The sequence below is a fragment of the Methylobacterium sp. C25 genome (genome assembly GCF_021352225.1).
Lineage (GTDB): Bacteria > Pseudomonadota > Alphaproteobacteria > Rhizobiales > Beijerinckiaceae > Methylobacterium.
This window is the reverse complement of the sequence record NZ_JAAUVI010000001.1, coordinates 744,295-764,377: the sequence shown is the minus strand read 5'-3', so window position 1 is coordinate 764,377 and position 20,083 is coordinate 744,295. Positions and strand designations below refer to the sequence as shown.

Genomic DNA, 20,083 nt, shown 5'->3' with positions numbered 1-20,083 from the left:
GAGCAGGAAAATAGCCGGCTATTTCTCATATTTGATGTAGGCAAAGCGCGGGTCGTCCGGCGTGCCGGAGAGTGGCCCGTCTTCCTTGCCGGGCTGCCACATCACCACGTCCTCGATCTTCTTCGCCAGGGCGAAGTCAGATTCGGTGATGCCCTTGGCCGCATGGTTCATGAGCCGAACCTCGACCCAGGCGTAGGAAGCGGTGATGTCGGGATGGTGGAAGGCGGCCTCGGCGAGGTGGCCGACGGTGTTGATGATCATCAGTGTGCCCTTCCAGCCGGCCGTTTTGTAGGTCCGCCGGATCCAGCCATCCTCCAAGCGCCAAGTCGGCAGCTCGGTCTTCAGCTGCTCCTCAACCTGCGCGTCGTCGAAGACCGTCGCCTTGGCCATGCTCGTCTCTCCTCGTATCGTGATCCGTCTCGCACGAAGCTTGCGCCGCGTTCCAGGACGGCGCAACCGTCCTCCGGTGCGGCGTCCGGGTACGGCATTTGCCGCAGCCCCGTAGAGCCTCTGCGCTGTGGACGGCGTGAAAGCGAAACCTTATTTGAAATTCAAGAGATTGCGTTCGGCCAGCAGGGTCGGATGATCGGTCCCCGACGGTCTAGGGAGAAGCCGCCCATGTTGTCACGGCGCGGATTGCTCGCGACCGCAGCGCTCTGGCCGCTTCCGGCCATCCTGCCGGCGCGTGCGGCCTCCGACACGATCAAGCTCGGCGTCCTCCCCTTCGGCACCGCCTCCTGGGAAGCGGCCGTCATCAAAGCGCGGAAGCTCGACGAGGCGAATGGCTTCACCCTGGAGCTGGTCAAGCTCGCCGGGAACGACGCTGCGCGCATCGCCTTTCAAGGCAACCGGCTCGACACCATCGTCGGCGACCTGATCTGGGCGGCGCGGCTGCGCAGCGAGGGCCGCAACGTGAAGTTCCTGCCCTATTCGACCACCGAGGGCGCTGTGATGGTGCCCGCCGACAGTCCGATCAAAGGGCTGAAGGACCTCTCGGGCAAGCGGCTCGGGGTGGCGGGCGGCGCCCTCGACAAGAGCTGGGTGCTGCTGAAGGCGCAGGGCCGTGAGACCGGCGACATCGACCTCGAGCACAATGCCCAGCTCGCCTTCGGCGCACCGCCGCTCCTCGCGCAGAAGCTCGAGACCGGCGAACTCGATGCTGCTTTGCTCTATTGGCAGTATTGCGCACGTCTTGAGGCCAAGGGATTCAAGCGCCTGATCAGTGCCGACGACGTCATGCGGGCCTTCGGCGCCAAGGGTGCGGTCTCGCTGATCGGCTACCTGTTCGAGGGCGAGACCGTCGATCAGCGCCCCGAGGCGGTGAAGGGCTTCGCTCGCGCCTCGCGCACGGCGAAGGACATCCTTGCCAATGAGCCCGAGGCCTGGAGCATCGTGCGGCCGCTGATGGCAGCGGAGGACGATGCGACCTTCGAGGTACTCAAGCGCGACTTTCTCGCCGGCGTGCCGCGTCGATCCGTCGACGCCGAACGGGCCGATGGCGAGCAGATCTTCTCGACGCTGGTTCGCACGGGTGGCGAGCAGCTCGTCGGCACCGGTAAGACCCTGCCACCGAACCTCTATCTCGATGCGACGGGCAAGGGTTGAGTTCGTGATCTCACGCCTCGTCCGGAGCCGCTGACGCGCTGATGGCTCTCCTCACGCGTCTCGTTTCGCTCGTCGTACTGCTGGTGCTGTGGCAGGCCGTGTCCGTTTACGCGGATGTGCGCACGCTGCCCGCGCCCAGCGCCGTGCTCGCCTTCGTTATCCGCGAAGCCGAGAAGGGCGACCTGTTCACCAATGTCGGTGTGACGCTGGCGCGCGTGGCCGTCTCCTTCGTGATCGCCATGAGCCTCGGCGGCTTGCTCGGCATCGTGCTCGGTCGCTCGAAATGGGCCGACCAGATCCTCGACACGCCGCTGCTCGTCATCCTCAATACTCCGGCCCTGGTCATCACCGTGCTCGCCTATGTCTGGCTCGGGCTCACCGAGACGGCGGCGATCGTCGCGGTGGCGTTGAACAAGCTGCCGAACGTCGCGGTGATCATGCGCGAGGGTGCTCGCGGGCTTGATCCCGGCCTGGAGGAGATGGCTGCGAGCTATCGCTTCGACAGGCGCACCTGGATCGGCAACGTTCTCGTGCCGCAGCTCCAGCCCTTCGTGATCGCAGCGGCACGCTCGGGCATCTCGCTCGCCTGGAAGATCGTTCTGGTGGTGGAGCTGATCGGCCGGCCGAACGGCGTGGGCTTTGCCATCAACTACTATTTCCAGCTCTTCGACGTCACGGCGGTGATCGGCTACAGCCTCGTCTTCATGACCGTGATGCTCGCGATCGACACCCTGATCCTCCAGCCGATCGATGCCCATGTCCGCCGCTGGCGCTGAGATTGCCGCAGCGCTGACCGAGGTGAGTGAGCCGCTGCTGCGGGTCGCCATCGCAAAGAAGGTCTATCGCCGCGCAGGCACTGAGCCGGTGGAGGCGGTGCGCAACCTCGCCTTCGATGTCGGCCCACGGGAGATCACCTGCCTGATCGGCCCCTCGGGCGCCGGCAAGACCACGACCTTGCGCATCCTCCTCGGCCTCGACGCCGACTACGAGGGCAGCGTCGCGCCCGATCCGGCCGAGGCCGGCATCGCCATGGTGTTTCAGGACCCGCGCTTGCTGCCCTGGCGCACCGTCGAGCAGAACGTGCGCTTGGCGCTCCCACGACCCGAACGGGCAAAAAATCTCGATGATCTGTTCGAATCCCTCGGGCTGACGCCGTGGCGCTCGCGCTATCCGGGTGCGCTCTCGCTGGGCATGCAGCGCCGCGTCTCCCTGGCCCGCGCCTTGGCCCAGGAGCCGCGCATCCTCGTCCTCGACGAGCCATTCGTCTCGCTCGACGATGCGGCGGCCGCGGGACTTCGTGGCCTCGTGGTCCAGGCAGTGGCGCGCTTCGGCACAAGCGTATTGATGGTCACCCACAACGTCGACGAGGCCATCGAGATCGCCGACCGGCTGCTGCTGCTCTCCGGCCGCCCGGCGAGCCTCGTTGCCGCCATTCCGCTCGACACGCCACGGGCACAGCGGACGCGCGGCTGGGCCGAGGCGACGCGGAGTGGGTTGGCGCAACGCTATCCGAGCGTGATCGCCGACTGATCAACCGCTCTCGGTTAGGCAGCCTTCGGGCGCAGCGCCAACCGGATCGAGGTCACCACGCCCACGGCAAAGATCACCGCTGCGCAGAGCGACAAGGCCGGGAACTGCCCAAGATGCTCCAGCGTGAAGCCGAAGATGGCGACGCTGATGGCCTGCCCGCAGAAATACGAGAAGGCGTGCAGGGCGACCGCCGAGGCCCGCGCCGTCGAGGAAAGCTCCGTCACCTGCACCTGATAGGTGTTGTGCAGCATGTAGAAGCCGAGGCCGAGGCCGACGAAGGCCGCGCAATCAACCGGCCAGTTGCCGGCGAGCCCGACGATCAGCAAGGCGACGGCACAGATGGCGCCGCCGACAATCAGCATTCGGTAGATGCCGAGGAAGCGCAGCATCAGCGGTACCATCAGCGAATAGAGCAGGCCTCCCACCGCAAAGCCGGCAAGCACCAGGCCGGCCTCGCGTGGACCTCCCTCTCCGCGGGCGGCCAGCAGCGGTGCGATGTAGGGCAGCACGCCGAAGATCGCGACGCCCTCGACGAAAACCGCAGAGAATAGAAGCCGCGCCCGCGGATTGGCGATGAGCGAACCATAGCGCGCGATGGCCTGCCGGACCTCGATCGGCCTAGGGGGCGCCCGATTGTCCTTGTCGAAGCCGAACAGCGTGGTGGCGCAGCCGAGCGCCGCGACGATGCCGGTTGAGGCGAAGACCCCGCGCCAACCGACAAAGGCCTCGATCAGACCGGCGAAAGTCGAGCCCAGGAGCTGGCCGAGGATCACCGCGACGAGAAATCGGCTGATCGCGACCTGGCGCTGCGCGATCGGCACCCGGTCTCCGAGCATCGCCAGGGACAACGGGATGCAACCGCCGGCCGCGGCGCCTGCGATCATGCGCAGTCCGAAGAGAAGCTCGAGATTTGGTGCAGCCGAGCAGCCGATCAGGGCGACGGTCAGGGCGGCGAGGACGGCGACGAGCACACGTTCCTTGCCCAGGGCATCGCCCACGGGGCCGAGGATCGGTTGGATCAGCGCATAGGGCAGCGCGAAGGCAGCAGACAGGAGGGCCACCGTGTGCGGGTCGCTCTCCAGGTCACGCGCGAGCACGCCGACGAGAGGCTCTGCCGAGCGCAGGGCGAAGCTGCTGGCGAAGCCGGCCGCCGCCAGCACGAGGACCAGCCGGGAATGCGACGATGGGCTTGGTTCGGCTGCGCTGGTCGATCCGAATCCGGCGGTCATGCGGAACGGTCCGTCATGACGGCAGGCCTATTCCGCCGCTTGCCGCGTCGTCGCTCGGAATGGGTGAGCCGGGTAGGTCCCGATGATCCGCAACTCGCGCGAGAAATAGCGGAGCTCGTCCAGGGCGCGCACCAGTGCCGGATCGTTCGGGTGTCCGTCCACTTCGGCGTAGAATTGCGTGGCGGTGAACCGCCCTTCGACCATGTAGCTTTCGAGCTTCGTCATGTTGACGCCGTTGGTGGCGAATCCCCCCAGCGCTTTGTAGAGCGCGGCTGGTATATTGCGCACCCGAAAAACGAAGCTGGTCACAGTTTCCGTCCCCATCGGCACGGTCGGTCCATGCTCGGGCGAGAAGACCACGAAGCGGGTGGTGTTGTCGGCCTCGTCCTCGACGTCCCTCTCCAGAATCTCCAGCCCGTAGACGTCCGCCGCTAGCGCCGGAGCGAGCGCCGCGCGGGTCGGGTCGCGGGCCTCGGCCAGTTCGCGGGCCGCGCCGGCGGTATCGCCGGCCACCACCGGCTTCAAGCCGAGCCGGCGGATCACGCGGCGGCACTGGCCCAGCGCGTGGACGTGGCTGTGTACACTGCGCAGGTCCTCGATCTTCACCCCCGGCATCGCCATCAACTGGAAGCGGATCGGCAGGAAGTGCTCGGCGATGATGTGCAGCGGCGAATGCGGCAACAGGTGGTGGATGTCGGCGACGCGACCGGCGATCGAGTTCTCGATCGGGATCATCGCGAGCGCCGCGCGCCCCTCGGTCACGGCCGCGAACGCGTCCTCGAAGGTGGCACAGGGCAGCGAGGCCCAATCGGGATAGGCCTGGGCGCAGATGATGTGCGAGTTGGCGCCGGGCTCGCCCTGATAGGCGATGGTCTTGTCGGTCATGGTCTGAAGGCTTCGGTCAGTTGAGCCGCCGACGCGTCAGCAGCGTGCGGGCACGGTCGAGATCGGCGGGGGTATCGACGCCGAGCGGAAGGTCGTCGACGATCATGGCGTCGATGCGCATGCCCGTTTCGAGGGCGCGCAGCTGCTCCAGCTTCTCGCGCCTTTCGAGCTCACCCTGCGGCAGGGAGACGAAGCGGGTCAGTGCCTTTCGCCGGTAGGCATAGAGTCCGATGTGGTGAAACAGCGGGCCTTCGCCCCAGGGCGCGCGAGCCCGCGTGAAATACAGCGCATGCAGGCGGTTGGGGCCGACGTTGTGGCCGACGAGCTTCACGACGTTCGGATTCTCAGCCTCCTCGGCCTCCGTGATCACCGCACAGAGCGTCGCGATGTCCACGAAGGGGTCGGCGAGGGGCGGCAGCACGGCACCGATCACCGACGGGTCGATGGTCGGAAGGTCGCCCTGGACGTTCACGACGACGTCGTGGCGGCCGTCGGGGTCGACGATCTCGAGAGCCTCGGCGAGCCGGTCCGAGCCGCTGGCATGGTCGACGCGCGTCATCACGGCGAGGCCGCCCTGCGCCTCGATCACGGCGGCGATGTCGGGGGTGTCGGTGGCGACCACGACGGGGCCGATGCCGGCCTCCATGGCGCGGCGCCAGACATGCACGATCATCGGCTCCCCAGCGATCTCGGCGAGCGGCTTGTTCGGCAGGCGCGTCGCGGCGAGGCGGGCGGGAATCAGGACGAGCGGATCGGACATGGTTCGATCGAAGGCGCGGGCAACGCCGCGGAAGGCCGGTGCTTAACAGCGGCGGCTGACCTTGTCATGGAACGCCTGCGCGAGCCGGAGTGTCATCGGTCGGCTCGCCCACACCGATGGCCACCAATTCCGCGTGATGCGACCCTTCGCGACGTGCTCGGCCATTGTCAGGAACGGGGGCTTGCGGCTAAGCACCTTCGAAATCCTCCAAAGTCCGGCGGCTTGCCTTCGGACCATCGATAGGCCGGGTCCCGGACCCTGCGCGGAGCTGGCGAGAATGGACTCCTTCGAGATCAACAAGGTCGCGGGCGCGGTGCTCGGGACCCTGCTGTTCGCCTTCGGGACGGGTTTTCTCGCCGAACTGATCTACACGCCGAAGCCCGCCGGCACCGCGGGCTATGCCCTGCCGGGTGGTGGCAAGGAGGGCGGAGAGCACGGCGCCGCGCCGGCAGGCGGCGGCGAGGCTGCGGGTGCTGGGGACTCGATCGCGACCCGCCTCGCCAGCGCCGATGCCGAAAAGGGCAAGGGCGGCACCAAGGCCTGCCAGGCCTGTCACAGCTTCGAGAAGGGCGGCCCCAACAAGATGGGTCCGGACCTCTGGGAGGTCGTCGGCCGCAAGAAAGGCTCGCACGAGGGCTTCGGCTATTCCGACGCCATGAAGACCAAGGGCGGCGACTGGAGCTACGAGGACCTCGATCACTTCCTGACCAAGCCCGGCGAGTATGTGAAGGGCACCAAGATGGCCTTCCAGGGCATCTCCTCCCCGACCGACCGCGCCAACGTCATCGCCTACCTGCACACCCTCGCCGACAGCCCGAAGCCGCTTCCGGCCGCGGACAAGAAGGAAGAGGGCAAGAAGGACGACGCGGCCAAGCCCGCCGAAGGCGACAAGAAGGCTCCCGCAGAGGCTGACAAGAAGGCCGAGGGTGACAAGAAGCCCGACGCGAAGCCTGCCGACAAACCGGCGGATGCCAAGAAGCCTGCAGATGCCAAGCCTGCAGATGCCAAGCCTGCAGACGCCAAGCCTGCAGACGCCAAGCCCGCGGAGGCGAAGCCGGCCGACAAGCCTGCCGAGCCCGAGAAGAAGGCAGACGAGGCGAAGCCCGAATCCAAGCCGGCCGAGGGCGAGAAGAAGGCGGATGACGCCAAGCCTGCCGGCGATGCCAAGCCTGCGGATGCCAAGCCTGCGGATGCCAAGCCTGCCGACAAGCCGGTCGAGCAGAAGCCTGCCGACGAGAAGCCGGCTCAGCAGTAAGCAGGTAAGCGCGCAGCCCCGTCCGAAGTCCACCCTGCGCGCACGCGTCGGGTTGGCCTCGGGCCGGCCTCCGTCCTAGAACGTCGCCCGACCCACGCGGCACGCCTGCCGCGAGAGAGACCGGGAGACCGCTCGACCGTGACAGCACCCGCCGTGATCGGACGCCGTAGCTTCCTCATCGGAGCTCTGGCCGTCGCCGCCGCCCGCAACGCTGCAGCGCAGGGGGGCGCGGCTCAGGTCTCGGCCCAGGAGGCGCCCGGCACCTGGCGCCACGCGCTGACGCTGCTCGGCGACCCGAAATACCCGGCCGATTTCAAGCACTTCGACTATGCCGACCCGGCTGCTCCTAAGGGCGGCCTCGTTCGGCTCGGAGCCCAGGGCGGCTTCGACAACCTCAATTACATCGTCAACGGGCTGAAGGGGGACCTCGAGGGCGGGATCACCCAGATCTATGACTCGCTGATGGAGGATTCGGGCGACGAACCGTTCTCCTCCTACGGCCTGATCGCGGAGGGCGTGCGCATTGCCGAGGACGGCAAATCCGTCACCTATCGCCTGCGCCCGGAGGCCAGGTGGCATGACGGCCAGCCGATCACGCCGGACGACGTGATCTGGTCCTTCGACACGCTGAAGGCCAACAGCCCATTCTATTCCGCTTATTACCAGAGCGTCTCGAAGGCCGAAAAGACAGCCGAGCGTGAGGTCACCTTCCGCTTCGATGAGGCCGGCAATCGCGAACTGCCGCAGGTGCTCGGCCAGATGCAGGTGCTGCCCAGGCACTGGTGGACGGGCAAGGACGCCAGCGGCAAGCCGCGGGACGCTACCCAGACCACCCTGGAGCTGCCGCTGGGCTCGGGGCCATACAAGCTGGCCAAGATCGATGCCGGCCGCAGCGCGATCTACGAGCGCGTCGCGGATTACTGGGCCAAGGACGTGGCCGTGAATGTCGGGCGCAACAACTTCCAGACCGTGCGCTTCGAGTATTTTCGCGATGGCTCGGTGCTGCTGGAGGCGCTGAAAGGCGACCTCTACGACTTCCGCACCGAGAACATCGCCCGCAACTGGGCGACAGCCTACGACGACTTCCCAGCCGTGAAGGAAGGCCGCCTGATCAAGGAGGAATTCCCAGGTCGCGGCACCGGCATCATGCAGGCCTTCGTGTTCAACCTGCGCAAGGACAAGTTCAAGGACGAGCGTGTCCGCCGGGCCTTCAACCTCGCCATGAATTTCGAGGAGATGAACCGGCAGCTTTTCTACGGGCTATACAGCCGGATCGATTCCTTCTTCTACGGCTCCGAGCTCGCCGCCTCGCAGGGCCTGCCCGAGGGCAAGGAGAAGGATCTGCTGGAGAGCCTGAAGGACAAGATCCCGGCCAGCGTCTTCACCGAGCGCTACAAGAACCCGGTCAACGTCACCCCCGAGGCGGTGCGCGCCAACCTGCGCGAGGCGGTGAAGTTGCTGCGCGAGGCCGGCTACGAGCTGAAGGGCGGCCAGATGGTCAACAAGACCAGCGGCGAAGCGCTCACCGTCGAATTTCTGGAGTTCCAGAACGTGTTCGAGCGGGTGATCCTGCCCTTCGCTGCGCAGCTCAAGCTGATCGGCATCCAGAGCTCGATCCGGGTGATTGACCAGGCGCAGTACCAGAACCGGATGCGCGGCTACGAGTTCGACATCACCACCTCGAATTGGCCGGAATCCCTTTCGCCCGGCAACGAGCAGCGCGAGTTCTGGGGCTCGGCCGCCGCCGACAAGCCGGGCACGCGCAACCTCGCCGGCATCAAGGACCCGGCCATCGACGCCCTGATCGAAAAGGTGGTCTACGCCACCGATCGCGAGAGCCAGATCGCGGCGACCCACGCCCTCGACCGCGTGCTGCTGGCCCACAACTACGTGCTGCCGCAATGGTCGTCCCCGGTGACGCGGACGATCCACTGGAACCGCTTCTCGCGCCCGAAGGTGCTGCCGAAATACGGCGGCTCCGGCTTTCCCACGATCTGGTGGTACGACGATACGCTCGCCGCCAAGACGGGGGCGCCGCGTTGAGCAAGGTGCCCGTCGAGCGCATTCCGGTCATTGCGAGCGAAGCGAAGCAATGCAGACCCAACGAGGTGGGGTCGCGGGTGTTGCCCCGGGATGCTTTGCTTGCGGATCGCGATGACGGGATCATGCAGACGAGCCGGCGCGACCTCCTGATCGGTGCCGGCGCCTTCACCGCTGCGGGCGTGCTGCCGCATCGGTCTCGTGCCGCCGAGGCGCGTATCACGCACGGCCTGTCGAGCTTTGGCGAGCTCAAATACCCCGCTGACTTTCCGAATTTCGACTACGTGAACCCCGAAGCTCCCCGTGGCGGCAGCTTCTCCGCGCAACTCACGCAGACCTTCGGCAACCAGGCCTTCGACACCTTCGACACGCTGAACGCCTACGTCTTCCGCGGCAACGGCGCGGCGGGGATGAACCTCACCTTCGACACCCTGATGGTGAGGGCGCTGGACGAGCCCGACGCGCTCTATGGGCTCGTTGCTCGCGCCGTCGAGATCAGCCAGGACGGCCTGACCTACCGGTTCTTCCTGCGACCCCAGGCCCATTTCAACGACGGCACCCGGCTGACCGCCAAGGACGCCGCCTTCTCCCTGACCATCCTCAAGGAGAAGGGCCATCCGACCATCTCCCAGGTCATCCGCGACATGGCCGAGGCCACAGCCGAGAACGACGAGACGCTGGTGGTGCGCTTCGCGGCCGGGCGCAGCCGCGACCTGCCGCTGGTGGTGGCGCAGCTCCCGATTTTTTCCGCGACCTTCTTCGCATCCCGGGATTTCGAGGAGCCGACCCTTCAGGCTCCCCTCGGCTCGGGCCCTTACCGGGTCTCGCGCATGGATATCGGCCGCTTCATCGAGCTAGAGCGCGTACCCCAGTACTGGGCGGCGGACCTGCCCGTGACGGTCGGCCAGAACAACTTCGAGCGGGTGCGCTACGAGTATTTCCGCGACCGACAGGTGGCGTTCGAGGCCTTCAAGGGCGGCGCCTTCACCTATCGTCAGGAATACACCTCGCGCATCTGGGCGACGGGCTATGATTTCCCGGCCGTGCGCGAAGGCCGCGTCAAGCGCGACACGCTGCCCGACGAGTCGCCGCCTAACATCCAGGCCTGGTACTTCAACACCCGCCGCGAGGCCTTCAAGGATCCGCGTATCCGCGAGGCGATCGGGCTGTGCTTCGACTTCCCCTGGACGAACCGTTCGGCCTTCTACGGGGCGTATACCCGCACCTCGTCCTTCTTCGAGAAGACCGACCTCATGGCGAACGGGACGCCCTCCGCCGAGGAACTGACCCTGCTCGAGCCGCTGCGGGACAAGCTCTCAGCGATCGTCGCCCCCTACGTCTTCGGCGAGCCGTGGTCGCCGGCCGTCGCCGACGGTTCGGGACAGGATCGCGCCCTGCTCAAGCGGGCCGACACGCTGCTGAAGGAGGCCGGCTGCAAGCGCGATGGCGGCCGGCTGCTGCTGCCGACCGGCAAGCCGCTCGAATTCGAATTCCTCGACAACGATCCGGTCTTCGAGCCGGTGATCCAGCCCTTCATCAAGAATCTCGGGCTGCTCGGCATCAAGGCGAGCCAGCGCGTGGTCGACGTCTCGCAGTATCAGGCCCGCATGCGGGACTTCGACTTCGATATCAGCTCCCGGGCATCGGGCGCCGATCCGACCCCGGGACCGGAAGTCCGCGAATCTTACGGCTCCCGCTCGGCCGGGATTGCAGGCTCCAACAACCTCGCCGGGGTCAGCGACCCCGCGGTCGATGCGCTGCTGGACAAGGTCGTGGCAGCGGGCTCTCGCGCGGAGCTGACCATCGCCTGCAGGGCTCTCGACCGGGTCCTGCGCGCCGGGCGCTACTGGATTCCCGCCTGGTATTCGCCGAACTACAAGCTCGCGGTCTGGGACGTGTTCGGCCACCCAGACAAGCCACCGAAATACGGGCTCGGCGCACCGGGCCTGTGGTGGTTCGACGAGGCCAAGGCCGCGCGGATCGGGCGAAACTGAGGACGGCACCTGCATGCTCGCCTACATTGCCCGCCGCATCGCGCTGATGGTCCCGACGATCTTCGGCATCATGCTGATCACATTCGCGATCATCCAGTTCGCCCCTGGCGGCCCCGTGGAACGGGTGCTCGCGCAGATGCAGGGCCAGCAGGAGGGATCGCTCTCGCGCATCACCGGCGGCCAGGGCGATCTCGGCGGTGGTGTGACGCGCGGCGGCAGCGGCGACTCGAACTCGAAGTATCGCGGCGCGCAGGGCCTCGACCCGGCTTTCATCAAGAAGCTGGAGGTGCAGTTCGGCTTCGATAAGCCGGCCCCGGAGCGCTTCGCCAAGATGCTCTGGGACTATGCCCGCTTCGATTTCGGCAAGAGCTATTTTCGCGACGTCTCGGTGCTGCAGCTGATCAAGGAGAAGCTGCCGGTCTCGATCTCGCTCGGCCTCTGGATGACGTTGATCTCCTACGCGATCTCGATCCCGCTCGGCATCCGCAAGGCGGTCTCGGACGGGTCGAGCTTCGACATCTGGACGTCGAGCGTCGTCATCATCGGCTACGCGATCCCGAGCTTCCTGTTCGGCCTGCTCCTCATCATCCTCTTCGCCGGCGGCTCGTTCTTTCAGATCTTCCCGATCCGCGGTCTGACTTCCGAAAACTTCGACCAGCTCAGTCTTGCCGGGAAGGCGCTCGACTACGGCTGGCACCTCGTCTTGCCGCTCTCGGCCCTGGTGCTCGGCGCCTTTGCCACCTCCACGCTGCTGACCAAGAACTCGTTCCTCGACGAGATCCGCAAGCAATACGTGATGACGGCGCGGATGAAGGGGCTGACCGAAACGCGCGTGCTCTACGGCCACGTCTTCCGCAATGCGATGCTGATCGTGATCTCGGGCTTCCCGGGCGCCTTCATCACGGCCTTCTTCACCGGCTCGCTGCTGATCGAGACGATGTTCTCGCTCGACGGGCTCGGGCTCCTGTCCTTTACCGCGATCATCGGGCGCGACTATCCGATCGTGTTCGCGACCCTGTACATCTTCTCGCTGATGGGGCTGGCGGTGAACCTGCTCTCGGATCTGATCTACACCTGGATCGATCCGCGCATCGATTTCTCTGCACGGGCGGCGTGAGGTCTGGTATCGGCGCTGCGGACCTCTTTCGATTGACGCTGCAGTGACCGCGCTTCCCCTCGATATCCGGCTCGAACGTCCCGACGATGCGGCGGCGATCGAGCGCCTGCATGCCCGGGCCTTCGGGCCGGGCCGTTTCGCGCGCACCGCCTATCGGCTGCGCGAGGGCGCGCACTTGGTGCCGGAGCTGTGCTTCACGGCCTTGGTCGGGACCTATCTAGTCGGCTCGATCCGCTTCAGCCTGGCCGAAGCCGCTGGACATCCGCTGCTAGCCCTGGGGCCGCTGACGGTCGATCCGAGCTTCTCCAATCGGGGCATCGGCTGCTCGCTGATGAATGCGGGAGTCGATGCAGCGCGGGCCGGGAGCCACAAGCTCGTCGTGCTGGTCGGTGACCTGCCGTATTACCGGCGCTTCGGCTTCTCCGCTGTGCCGATGGGGCGTCTCGTCTTGCCGGGACCAGTCGATCCGGCGCGCTTCCTGTGGCTCGCGCTGACGGACGGTGGTGCCGACGGTGTGTCGGGGGCCATTTCCAGAGCGCGCTAGCCGTCTCAAGCAGAAGGGAGGAGCTGGAGCGGCTTATGCCGCTCGGCCCCGCCGCCCCTCCACCAGCCACATTGCCAGCACCGCCAGCGCGAGAGCCGCAAGCGCCCACAGCCCCAAGGCGAGCGGATAGACCTCCACGCCCAGAATGTTGGCGCTGTCGCTCGGGCGGAAGCCGATCCAGTCGGCACCGCCGAGGCGGCCGCCGCGGACGATCTGCAGGCGTGGGATCGTGGTGCCGCCATTGGCATCGGAGACGCGGCGGATGGTGCCGCCGCTGGCCTCCGCCACGGATTTCAGCCGCTCTGTATCGCTGAACACATCGGCCAATTCGCGCGGATTGGCCGGGCCGACGCTGACGAAGGCAACAAGATTGCCGGAGCGCAGAGTGTGCAGCCCGAGTTGCTCCGCCTCGAAGGTCGCGGTGAACAGCCCCGGCTCGGATTGCGTCAGGTCGAGAGTGCGGGTGTTGCCGGTCGGCCCGGTCACGGTGACGGGTTCGGCCGTCTCGCTCATGGTCTGGCGCTCGACGCGGACCTCGCGGCCACGGCCGGTGGTCTGGGCGCGCAGGGCCTCCTCCTCAAGGCCCGGCTCCTTCATCAGCCAATGGGCGAGGCGGCGCAGCAGGTCGAGATAGGGACCGCCCTGCTGATAGCCGCGCGCCCATAGCCAGGATTGATCCGACAGCATCAGCGCCACGCGACCCTTGTCGACGCGCGACAATTCGAGCAGCGGCAGACCGTTCGGGCCGGACATGATGGGCTGGATGCCGGGCCGCGCCTCGGATGAGACGATGCGCAGCCAGTCGCCCCAGGCCGGTGGCTTGGCCTCGGAGCCCGGCAACGCCCGCGTCACCGGATGGCGCGCGCCGGTATCGGTCAGGGCAGCCTTGAAGGGCTGTTCGACCACCTTGCCGTTGGGCTCGCCCGGCAGCACCGAAGCGAGCCTCGTGCGCGCCAGACTCATCGGCGAGGCGAATTCCGGGCCGGCGGCCACGAGCAGAGCGCCGCCTTCCTTCACGTAGCGGACGATGTTGTCGAAATAGGCCGACGGCAGCACGCTCTGGTTGGCGTAGCGGTCGAAGATGATCAGGTCGAAGTCCTTGATCTTCTGGACGAACAGCTCGCGGGTCGGGAAGGCGATCAGCGACAGCTCGGAGATCGGCGTGCCGTCCTGCTTCTCGGGCGGCCGCAGGATGGTGAAGTGGACGAGATCCACGCTGGCGTCGGACTTCAGCAGGTTTCGCCAGGTGCGCTCACCCTGGTGAGGCTCGCCGGAGACGAGCAGCACGCGCAGCTTTTCGCGGATGCCCTCGATGGGCAGGACGGCGCGGTTGTTCACCGTGGTCAGCTCGCCCGGCAGCGGCTCGACTTCGATCTCCACGACGTTCGGGCCGCCATGCTCGATCTTCGTGGTGAGCGAGAAGGGCTGACCGGTGGGGAAGCTCTTGCGGCCGATCTCCTCGCCGTCCCGGCGCACGGTGACGACGGCATTGCCCGTGCCGCCGCGCTCCTGAACCTCGGCCCGGATGGTCAGGTCCTTGCCGACGATGCCGAAGCGGGGGGCTTCGAGCATCTTGATCTGCCGGTCGCGCTCATCCGGGTGTCCGGTGACGAGTACGTGCAGCGGCGCCTTGATGCCGAGCGCCTCCAGGCTCTGCGGGATGTCGTGGACCACCCCGTCAGTGAGCATCACCACGCCGGCCAGCCGTTCAGGCGGCACGTCTGCGAGCGATTGCGAGAGAGCGGTGAACAGCTTGGTGCCGTCGTCGCCGTCCTTGGCGTCCTGAACGTCGATGAAGCGCGGCTCGATATTGGTGAGCGAGCCGAAGCGCCGCTCCAGCTCGGCCTTCACCTGATCGGTCATCTGCGGCCGGTCGCCCAGCGTCTGCGAGCCCGAGCGGTCGACGATCACCGCGGCGACGTCCTTCACCGGCTCCCGATCCTCCCGGACGAGGGACGGATTTGCCAGGGCCGCGAGCACGAGCGCCAGCGCCACGGCGCGCAGCAGGGCCGTCCGGCCACGCGCCACGACGGCGAGCACGACGAAGAGCGCGACGATGACGCCGAAGCCGGCGAGCACCGGCCAGGGAATCAGCGGAGTAAAGCTCAGGCTCAGCATGAGGCGAAGCCTTCGAGTGGGGGAGGGGGGCTGCTCGGAAAAAACATCACTGTCCTAGCCGCTCCAGCAGCGCCGGCACGTGGACCTGATCCGCCTTGTAGTTGCCCGTCAGCGTGTAGATCACGATGTTCACGCCGCCTCGGAACGCCATCTCGCGCTGGCGCTGGTCGCCGCCCGACATCGGGTAGAGCGGTGCCCCGTCCTTGCTGAAGGCCCAGGCCGCAGCGAGGTCGTTGCCGGTGATGATGATCGGTGTGACGCCGTCGCCGGCACGGGCCGGACGCCGCTCAGCGCTGTCGGCTGGCGCCGGCGGCAGCGCCTCCACCCAGGTCTGGCCCGTCGTGTAGCGGCCGGGGAAGTTGTCGACGAGGTAGAAGGCCTTGGTGAGAACGTGGTCGTTCGGGATCGGCTCCAGCTCGGGCACCTCGAGGGTCGAGAGCATCTGGCGCAGATAGGCGCCTTCCGGCGTCGGCGGTCCGCCCGGGCGCGCGACCAGGGCATCGCGGGTGTCGAAGATCACGGTGCCGCCGTTGCGCATGAAGGCGTCGATCTTGCGGATCGCGGCCTCGCTCGGCTGGGGCCGGCCGGCGACGATCGGCCAGTAGATCAGCGGGTAGAAGGCGAGCTCGTCCTTGGCGGGGTCGATGGCCGCCGGCTCGCCGGGTTCCAGCGCGGTGCGGGCGGCGAGAACCTGCGTCAGGCCCGCGAGCCCGCTGCGACTCGCCGTGTCGACTGTCTCGTCGCCCGTGGTGACGAAGGCGAGACGCGTGATCAGGGCGGATTCGATGTTCCCGGCACGGCTCGACTGCGAATCTGCTGCGCGGGCAGGCTCGATTGCCGGCGAGAAAGCGAGCAGGCCGAGGCCCACGAGAGCCATGGCGGCCGGCCGGCTGCGCAGGCGGCGCATCACGCTCCCGCGGCCATGCCCACCGAGGAAGCCACCGAGCCAAAGGCCGGCCAGCGTGTCGAGCACGAGCAGCGCCAGGGCGAGGCTGAACAGGACGGCGCGCAGATCCACCGTCTCTGCTCCGCCGAGCCCGCCGAGGCGCGCACCGGCGATGCTGCCGATGTCGAGCGGCTTGAGGCGATCGTCGGGCTTCAGGGCGTTGACGCTGATGCCGCCCTCCGCCGGCCCGTAGAAGCCGGGCGGATGATCGTGCGTGGCGCGGTCACCGTAATCGGCCGAGACGGCGGTGGCCGAGGCAGGCGGAGAGCCGAGCGCGCCGAAACCGTCGAGCGTCAGACGCGGCGCCAGCACAGCCGCCTTGGCTTGTCCGCCATCGCCCGTCGTGGGCTTCGCGCCCGATCCGGCCATGCCGACGACCCGGCGCAGCATATCGACGAAGAGCCCGGAGAGCGGCAGGTTCGACCACGTCGTGTCGGCGGTGACGTGGAACAGCACGACGAGGCCCTGGCCACGCTTCTCGGCGGTGACGACGGGCGTGCCGTCCTGCAGCGAGGCCCAGGTCTTGCCGGGCAGGTCGCCGTCGGGCTCGGCCAGGATCTGGCGACGCACGCCGATATCCGGCGGCGGCTTCAACCCCGCGAAGGGGCTTTCGGGCGCGAAATCCGCCACCGTCTTCGGATTGTCCCAGGAGAGCGTGCCGCCGAGATTGCGGCCGCCGCGACGTAGGCGCACCGGCACGAGCGGGTCGTTCCCGGCCGCGAGACGCGGGCCGGCGAAGCGCAGAAGCAGGCCGCCCTCGTCCACGAACTGGGTGACGCGCGCCAGCGTCTTGTCGTCGAGCGCGCCGACATCGGCGAGCACCAGCACCGTGACCTGGTTGTCGAGCATCTGCCCGATGGCTTCCGCCGTGCCCTGGCCGCCGCGCGGCTGCTGCACGTCGGCGAACGGCGTGAGCGCGCGCGACAGATAGTAGGTGGGCGCCAGCAGTGGCTGAGCCTGGTCGCTGGTCCCGCCGAAGACGAGCCCGACGCGCCGGCGCTTGCCGCGCTCGTCCATCAGCACGACCGCGCCGGCCGAGCGCTCGCCGACGATCTCCAGCCGGGCGATGGTGTTGCGGATCTCCACGGGCAGGTCGAAGCCGACTTCCTTCTCGGTGCCGTTGGGCTCGAAGGCATAGGGCGTCTCGGCGAGGGGCAGGCCCTTCTGGTCGAGTGCGCGCACGGTACCCGCATCGCGTCCGTTCGGCGACGCGCGCAGGACATGGGCGACGAGCCTTCCGCCGCTCTCGCCGCCGGCCAGCGCCAAGGCGGGTGGCTGCTCGGCCTTAAGGATCGTGAGTGCGGTGCCGTGCTTGGCGACAAGGTCGGCGAGGCCTTTCGAGAAGCTCGCGCCGCCGGCATCCTCGATGCCGTCGCTGATCCAGACGATGGCCGCGTTCGGTGTCTTGTCGAGGAAGGCGCCGATCTGCTGAAGGTGCGCGGCACGGTCTGTGAGGATTGGCCGGGGCTGCACGGCGCGCAGGCGTTCCAGCGCGGCAGCCGGCGCCTTGGCCTCGAGCACGCTTCCCGGCGTCCCGACCGGATCGGCGGCCGGCAGCAGCGCCACCGGGCGGCCGTCGCGGGCAGCACCTTCGATCTCGTCGGTGGCGGCGCGGAGCCGGTCGCGCCAGTCATGTGCGGCGCTGAAGCCGTTATCGAGCAGGACGAGGAGTGGCGTGCGGCCGGCCGCAGCACCGATGCCGGCGGGATTCCAGACCGGCCCCGAGACCGCAAGGATCAGGCAGGCGGCGGCGAGGATACGCAGCAGCAGCAGCCAGGGCGGCGTGCGGGCCGGCGTCTCGCGCTTCGGCAGCAGGTCGGCGACGAGCTTGAGCGGCGGAAACTCGATGCGGCGTGGCCGCGGAGGCGTCACCCGCAACAGGAACCACAGGGCCGGCAGCGCGGCGAGCGCGGCCAGCGCGAGCGGTGCGGCGAAGGTGAGGGGAAGTCCGAACACCGCGTCTCCTCAGCCGCTTCCGCGCGCGGCGGCGACGAGCGTCAGTAGGCGTAGAGCCGCCTCGCTAGCCGGGCGATCGGTGCGGTGGATGGTCAGGGTCCAGCCCTGAGCGCGCACGATCTCGGACAGCCCGTCGCGATGCGCCGCGATCCTGGTCCGGTATGCATCGCCCCACGCTTCCGCATCGCCGATGTCGAGGCTCGTTCCGCTCTCCGGTTCGTGCAGCATGGCCTGTCCGGCGAAGGGGAAGGTCTCCTCGATCGGATCGACGATCATCACGAGGTGACCATGCGTGCCGCGTCCCGAAATCGCCTGCACCGACTCGCGGATGCGGTCGAGCGGGGTCAGGAAGTCGCTGATCAGGATCGCCTCGTCGAAGCGGCCGGGTGTCGCGGTGGGCGGCAGGTCCTGGGTCAGGCCGGCCTCGTCGTGAGCGAGGGTCTGCGCCATGGTCTCGACGACGCCGCGCGAGGAGACCGAGCGGGTCAGCCCGAGCAATCCGACCCGTTCGCCGCCCTCCACGAAGGTGTCGGCCAGCGCCAGCCCGAGCACCAGGGCGCGTTCGATCTTCGGCGCCTGCGCGAGATCCGAGGCAAAACCCATCGAGGCGGAGCGGTCGATCCAGAACCAGATGTTATGGGCGGCTTCCCACTCGCGCTCGCGGACATAGAGCCGGTCGTCGCGGGCCGAGCGGCGCCAGTCGATGCGCGCAGCGGCCTCCCCCGTCACGAAGGGCCGGAACTGCCAGAATGTCTCGCCCGGCCCAGCCCGGCGCCGGCCGTGCAGGCCATGCGCGAGCAGGCTCGACACGCGACGCGCCTCGAGGATCAGGCGTGGCATCCTGTCGGCGAGCGAGAGGGCGCTTTCCGTCTCGCCCCGTCCGGGGATGCGTCGGTCGGCTTCGACGAGCCGGGTCTGGACCATTCCGTGCGGCGCCTCAGAGCTTGTTCGCGAGCTGCGCGATCAGCCCCGGAATGGTCTCTCCATCGGCGCGGGCGGCGAAGTTGAGCGCCATGCGGTGCTTGAGCACCGGTTCGGCCAGCGCCTTCACGTCTGCAACGGAAGGCGCGACGCGGCCCTCGATCAGGGCGCGGGCACGCACGGCCAGCGTCAGCGCCTGGCTGGCGCGGGGGCCGGGACCCCAGAGCAGCTTCTTCGCGATCGAAGCGTCGCCGCCCTCGGGACGTGCCGAGCGGACGAGGTCGAGGATCGCGTCGACCACCGCATCTCCCACCGGAAGGCGTCGGACAAGGCGTTGCGCCGTCAGGAGTTCGTCCGTGGTCATCACGGGCTTGGCGGTCTGGTCTTCGACGCCGGTGGTCTCGATCAGGATGCGGCGCTCGGCGGCACGGTCGGGATAGCCGACGTCGATCTCCAGCAGGAATCGGTCGAGCTGGGCTTCGGGCAGTGGATAGGTACCCTCCTGCTCGATCGGGTTCTGGGTGGCGAGCACGTGGAACGGGCGGGGGAGGTCGTGCCGCTCACCCGCCACCGAGACGTGATGCTCCTGCATGGCCTGGAGCAGGGCGGATTGCGTGCGCGGCGAGGCGCGATTGATCTCGTCGGCCATCAGCAGCTGCGTGAAGATCGGACCCTTCACGAAACGGAACGAGCGATGGCGCTCGGCATCCTCGTCCAAAATCTCGGTGCCGAGGATGTCGGAGGGCATCAGGTCGGGCGTGAACTGCACGCGGCGGGCATCGAGCCCGAGCACGGTGCCGAGCGTCTCGACGAGCTTGGTCTTGGCCAGCCCTGGCAAGCCGACGAGCAGGCCATGGCCGCCGGACAGGATGGTGACGAGGGCGAGGTCGACCACGGCCTCCTGACCGAAGATCACCGAATGGATCGACTCGCGGGCCCGCCCGACCGCAGCGAGGCAGGATTCCGCCGTCGCGACGATGCCGTCGTCGAGGCTCGTCGCTGCCGGATTGGCGCCCTGTGCCATCGAGGGAAATGCTCCGCGTGAAGAAGGATCACGTCGCTCGCGAGCGTGACCGAGGGACATCGAGTCTGCCGCCGAACATGGTGCGAACGCAAGCACTGCGGTTTCGCCCGAGCCGCCGCACGCTATATGGGCGGGATTGGGCGGACGGCAGCCTGGCCG

At 67.8% G+C, this 20,083-nt stretch carries 16 protein-coding genes; 8 read left to right on the top strand and 8 right to left on the bottom strand.

The window, feature by feature from the left end:
- Nucleotides 1-18: 18 nt before the first annotated feature.
- On the bottom strand, nt 19-390 hold the full coding sequence (locus HCU64_RS03590) for a 4a-hydroxytetrahydrobiopterin dehydratase (protein ID WP_233382394.1): 372 nt from the start codon (nt 388-390) through the stop codon (nt 19-21).
- A gap of 228 nt (nt 391-618) precedes the next feature.
- Here HCU64_RS03590 and HCU64_RS03585 point away from each other — a divergent pair, with 228 nt between their 5' ends.
- From HCU64_RS03585 to HCU64_RS03575, 3 genes are read left to right on the top strand one after another with little or no spacing between them, the layout of a single operon-like run.
- Nucleotides 619-1,605, top strand: coding sequence for an ABC transporter substrate-binding protein (locus HCU64_RS03585; RefSeq protein WP_233382393.1), 987 nt, complete (start codon nt 619-621; stop codon nt 1,603-1,605).
- Between the two features lie 41 nt (nt 1,606-1,646).
- A complete protein-coding gene (locus tag HCU64_RS03580; protein ID WP_233382392.1) occupies nt 1,647-2,381 on the top strand; it encodes an ABC transporter permease in 735 nt (244 codons plus the stop codon).
- On the top strand, nt 2,362-3,135 hold the full coding sequence (locus HCU64_RS03575) for an ABC transporter ATP-binding protein (protein WP_233382391.1): 774 nt from the start codon (nt 2,362-2,364) through the stop codon (nt 3,133-3,135). Before HCU64_RS03580 ends, HCU64_RS03575 begins: the two co-directional genes overlap by 20 nt.
- Nucleotides 3,136-3,149: 14 nt before the next feature.
- Here HCU64_RS03575 and HCU64_RS03570 read toward each other — a convergent pair whose 3' ends face one another.
- Genes HCU64_RS03570 through HCU64_RS03560 form a run of 3 tightly spaced genes read right to left on the bottom strand, consistent with a single transcriptional unit; the run spans nt 3,150 to nt 6,009 of the window.
- Complete coding sequence (locus tag HCU64_RS03570; RefSeq protein ID WP_233382390.1) at nt 3,150-4,364, bottom strand: MFS transporter; 1,215 nt, start codon at nt 4,362-4,364, stop codon at nt 3,150-3,152.
- Nucleotides 4,365-4,391: 27 nt separating this feature from the next.
- Nucleotides 4,392-5,249 (bottom strand): prephenate dehydratase, encoded by an 858-nt coding sequence (locus tag HCU64_RS03565; protein WP_233382389.1) that lies wholly within the window; start codon nt 5,247-5,249, stop codon nt 4,392-4,394.
- 16 nt (nt 5,250-5,265) lie between these two features.
- Complete coding sequence (locus tag HCU64_RS03560) at nt 5,266-6,009, bottom strand: 3-deoxy-manno-octulosonate cytidylyltransferase (RefSeq protein WP_233382388.1); 744 nt, start codon at nt 6,007-6,009, stop codon at nt 5,266-5,268.
- Between the two features lie 277 nt (nt 6,010-6,286).
- On the opposite strand from HCU64_RS03560, the gene HCU64_RS03555 reads away from it, so the two are divergent.
- From HCU64_RS03555 to HCU64_RS03535, 5 genes are all read left to right on the top strand, one after another.
- A complete protein-coding gene (locus HCU64_RS03555; RefSeq protein WP_233382387.1) occupies nt 6,287-7,264 on the top strand; it encodes a c-type cytochrome in 978 nt (325 codons plus the stop codon).
- Nucleotides 7,265-7,402: 138 nt separating this feature from the next.
- Nucleotides 7,403-9,307, top strand: coding sequence for an extracellular solute-binding protein (locus tag HCU64_RS03550; protein ID WP_233382386.1), 1,905 nt, complete (start codon nt 7,403-7,405; stop codon nt 9,305-9,307).
- 122 nt (nt 9,308-9,429) lie between these two features.
- Nucleotides 9,430-11,298 carry an extracellular solute-binding protein gene (locus HCU64_RS03545; RefSeq protein WP_233382385.1) on the top strand — a complete coding sequence of 623 codons (1,869 nt, stop codon included), beginning with the start codon at nt 9,430-9,432 and terminating at the stop codon, nt 11,296-11,298.
- 13 nt (nt 11,299-11,311) lie between these two features.
- Nucleotides 11,312-12,415, top strand: coding sequence for a microcin C ABC transporter permease YejB (locus HCU64_RS03540; RefSeq protein WP_233382384.1), 1,104 nt, complete (start codon nt 11,312-11,314; stop codon nt 12,413-12,415).
- A 43-nt stretch (nt 12,416-12,458) separates the two neighbouring features.
- On the top strand, nt 12,459-12,959 hold the full coding sequence (locus tag HCU64_RS03535) for a GNAT family N-acetyltransferase (protein WP_233382383.1): 501 nt from the start codon (nt 12,459-12,461) through the stop codon (nt 12,957-12,959).
- Nucleotides 12,960-12,992: 33 nt separating this feature from the next.
- Here HCU64_RS03535 and HCU64_RS03530 read toward each other — a convergent pair whose 3' ends face one another.
- The 4 genes from HCU64_RS03530 to HCU64_RS03515 are packed head-to-tail and all read right to left on the bottom strand — an operon-like array spanning nt 12,993 to nt 19,924.
- Complete coding sequence (locus tag HCU64_RS03530; protein ID WP_233382382.1) at nt 12,993-15,077, bottom strand: hypothetical protein; 2,085 nt, start codon at nt 15,075-15,077, stop codon at nt 12,993-12,995.
- Nucleotides 15,078-15,123: 46 nt separating this feature from the next.
- Nucleotides 15,124-17,979, bottom strand: a complete 2,856-nt coding sequence (locus tag HCU64_RS03525) for a DUF4159 domain-containing protein (RefSeq protein ID WP_233382381.1) — start codon at nt 17,977-17,979, stop codon at nt 15,124-15,126.
- A 9-nt stretch (nt 17,980-17,988) separates the two neighbouring features.
- Nucleotides 17,989-18,903 carry a DUF58 domain-containing protein gene (locus HCU64_RS03520; RefSeq protein WP_233382380.1) on the bottom strand — a complete coding sequence of 305 codons (915 nt, stop codon included), beginning with the start codon at nt 18,901-18,903 and terminating at the stop codon, nt 17,989-17,991.
- A 13-nt stretch (nt 18,904-18,916) separates the two neighbouring features.
- Nucleotides 18,917-19,924, bottom strand: coding sequence for an AAA family ATPase (locus HCU64_RS03515; protein ID WP_233382379.1), 1,008 nt, complete (start codon nt 19,922-19,924; stop codon nt 18,917-18,919).
- Between the last annotated feature and the right edge of the window lie 159 nt (nt 19,925-20,083).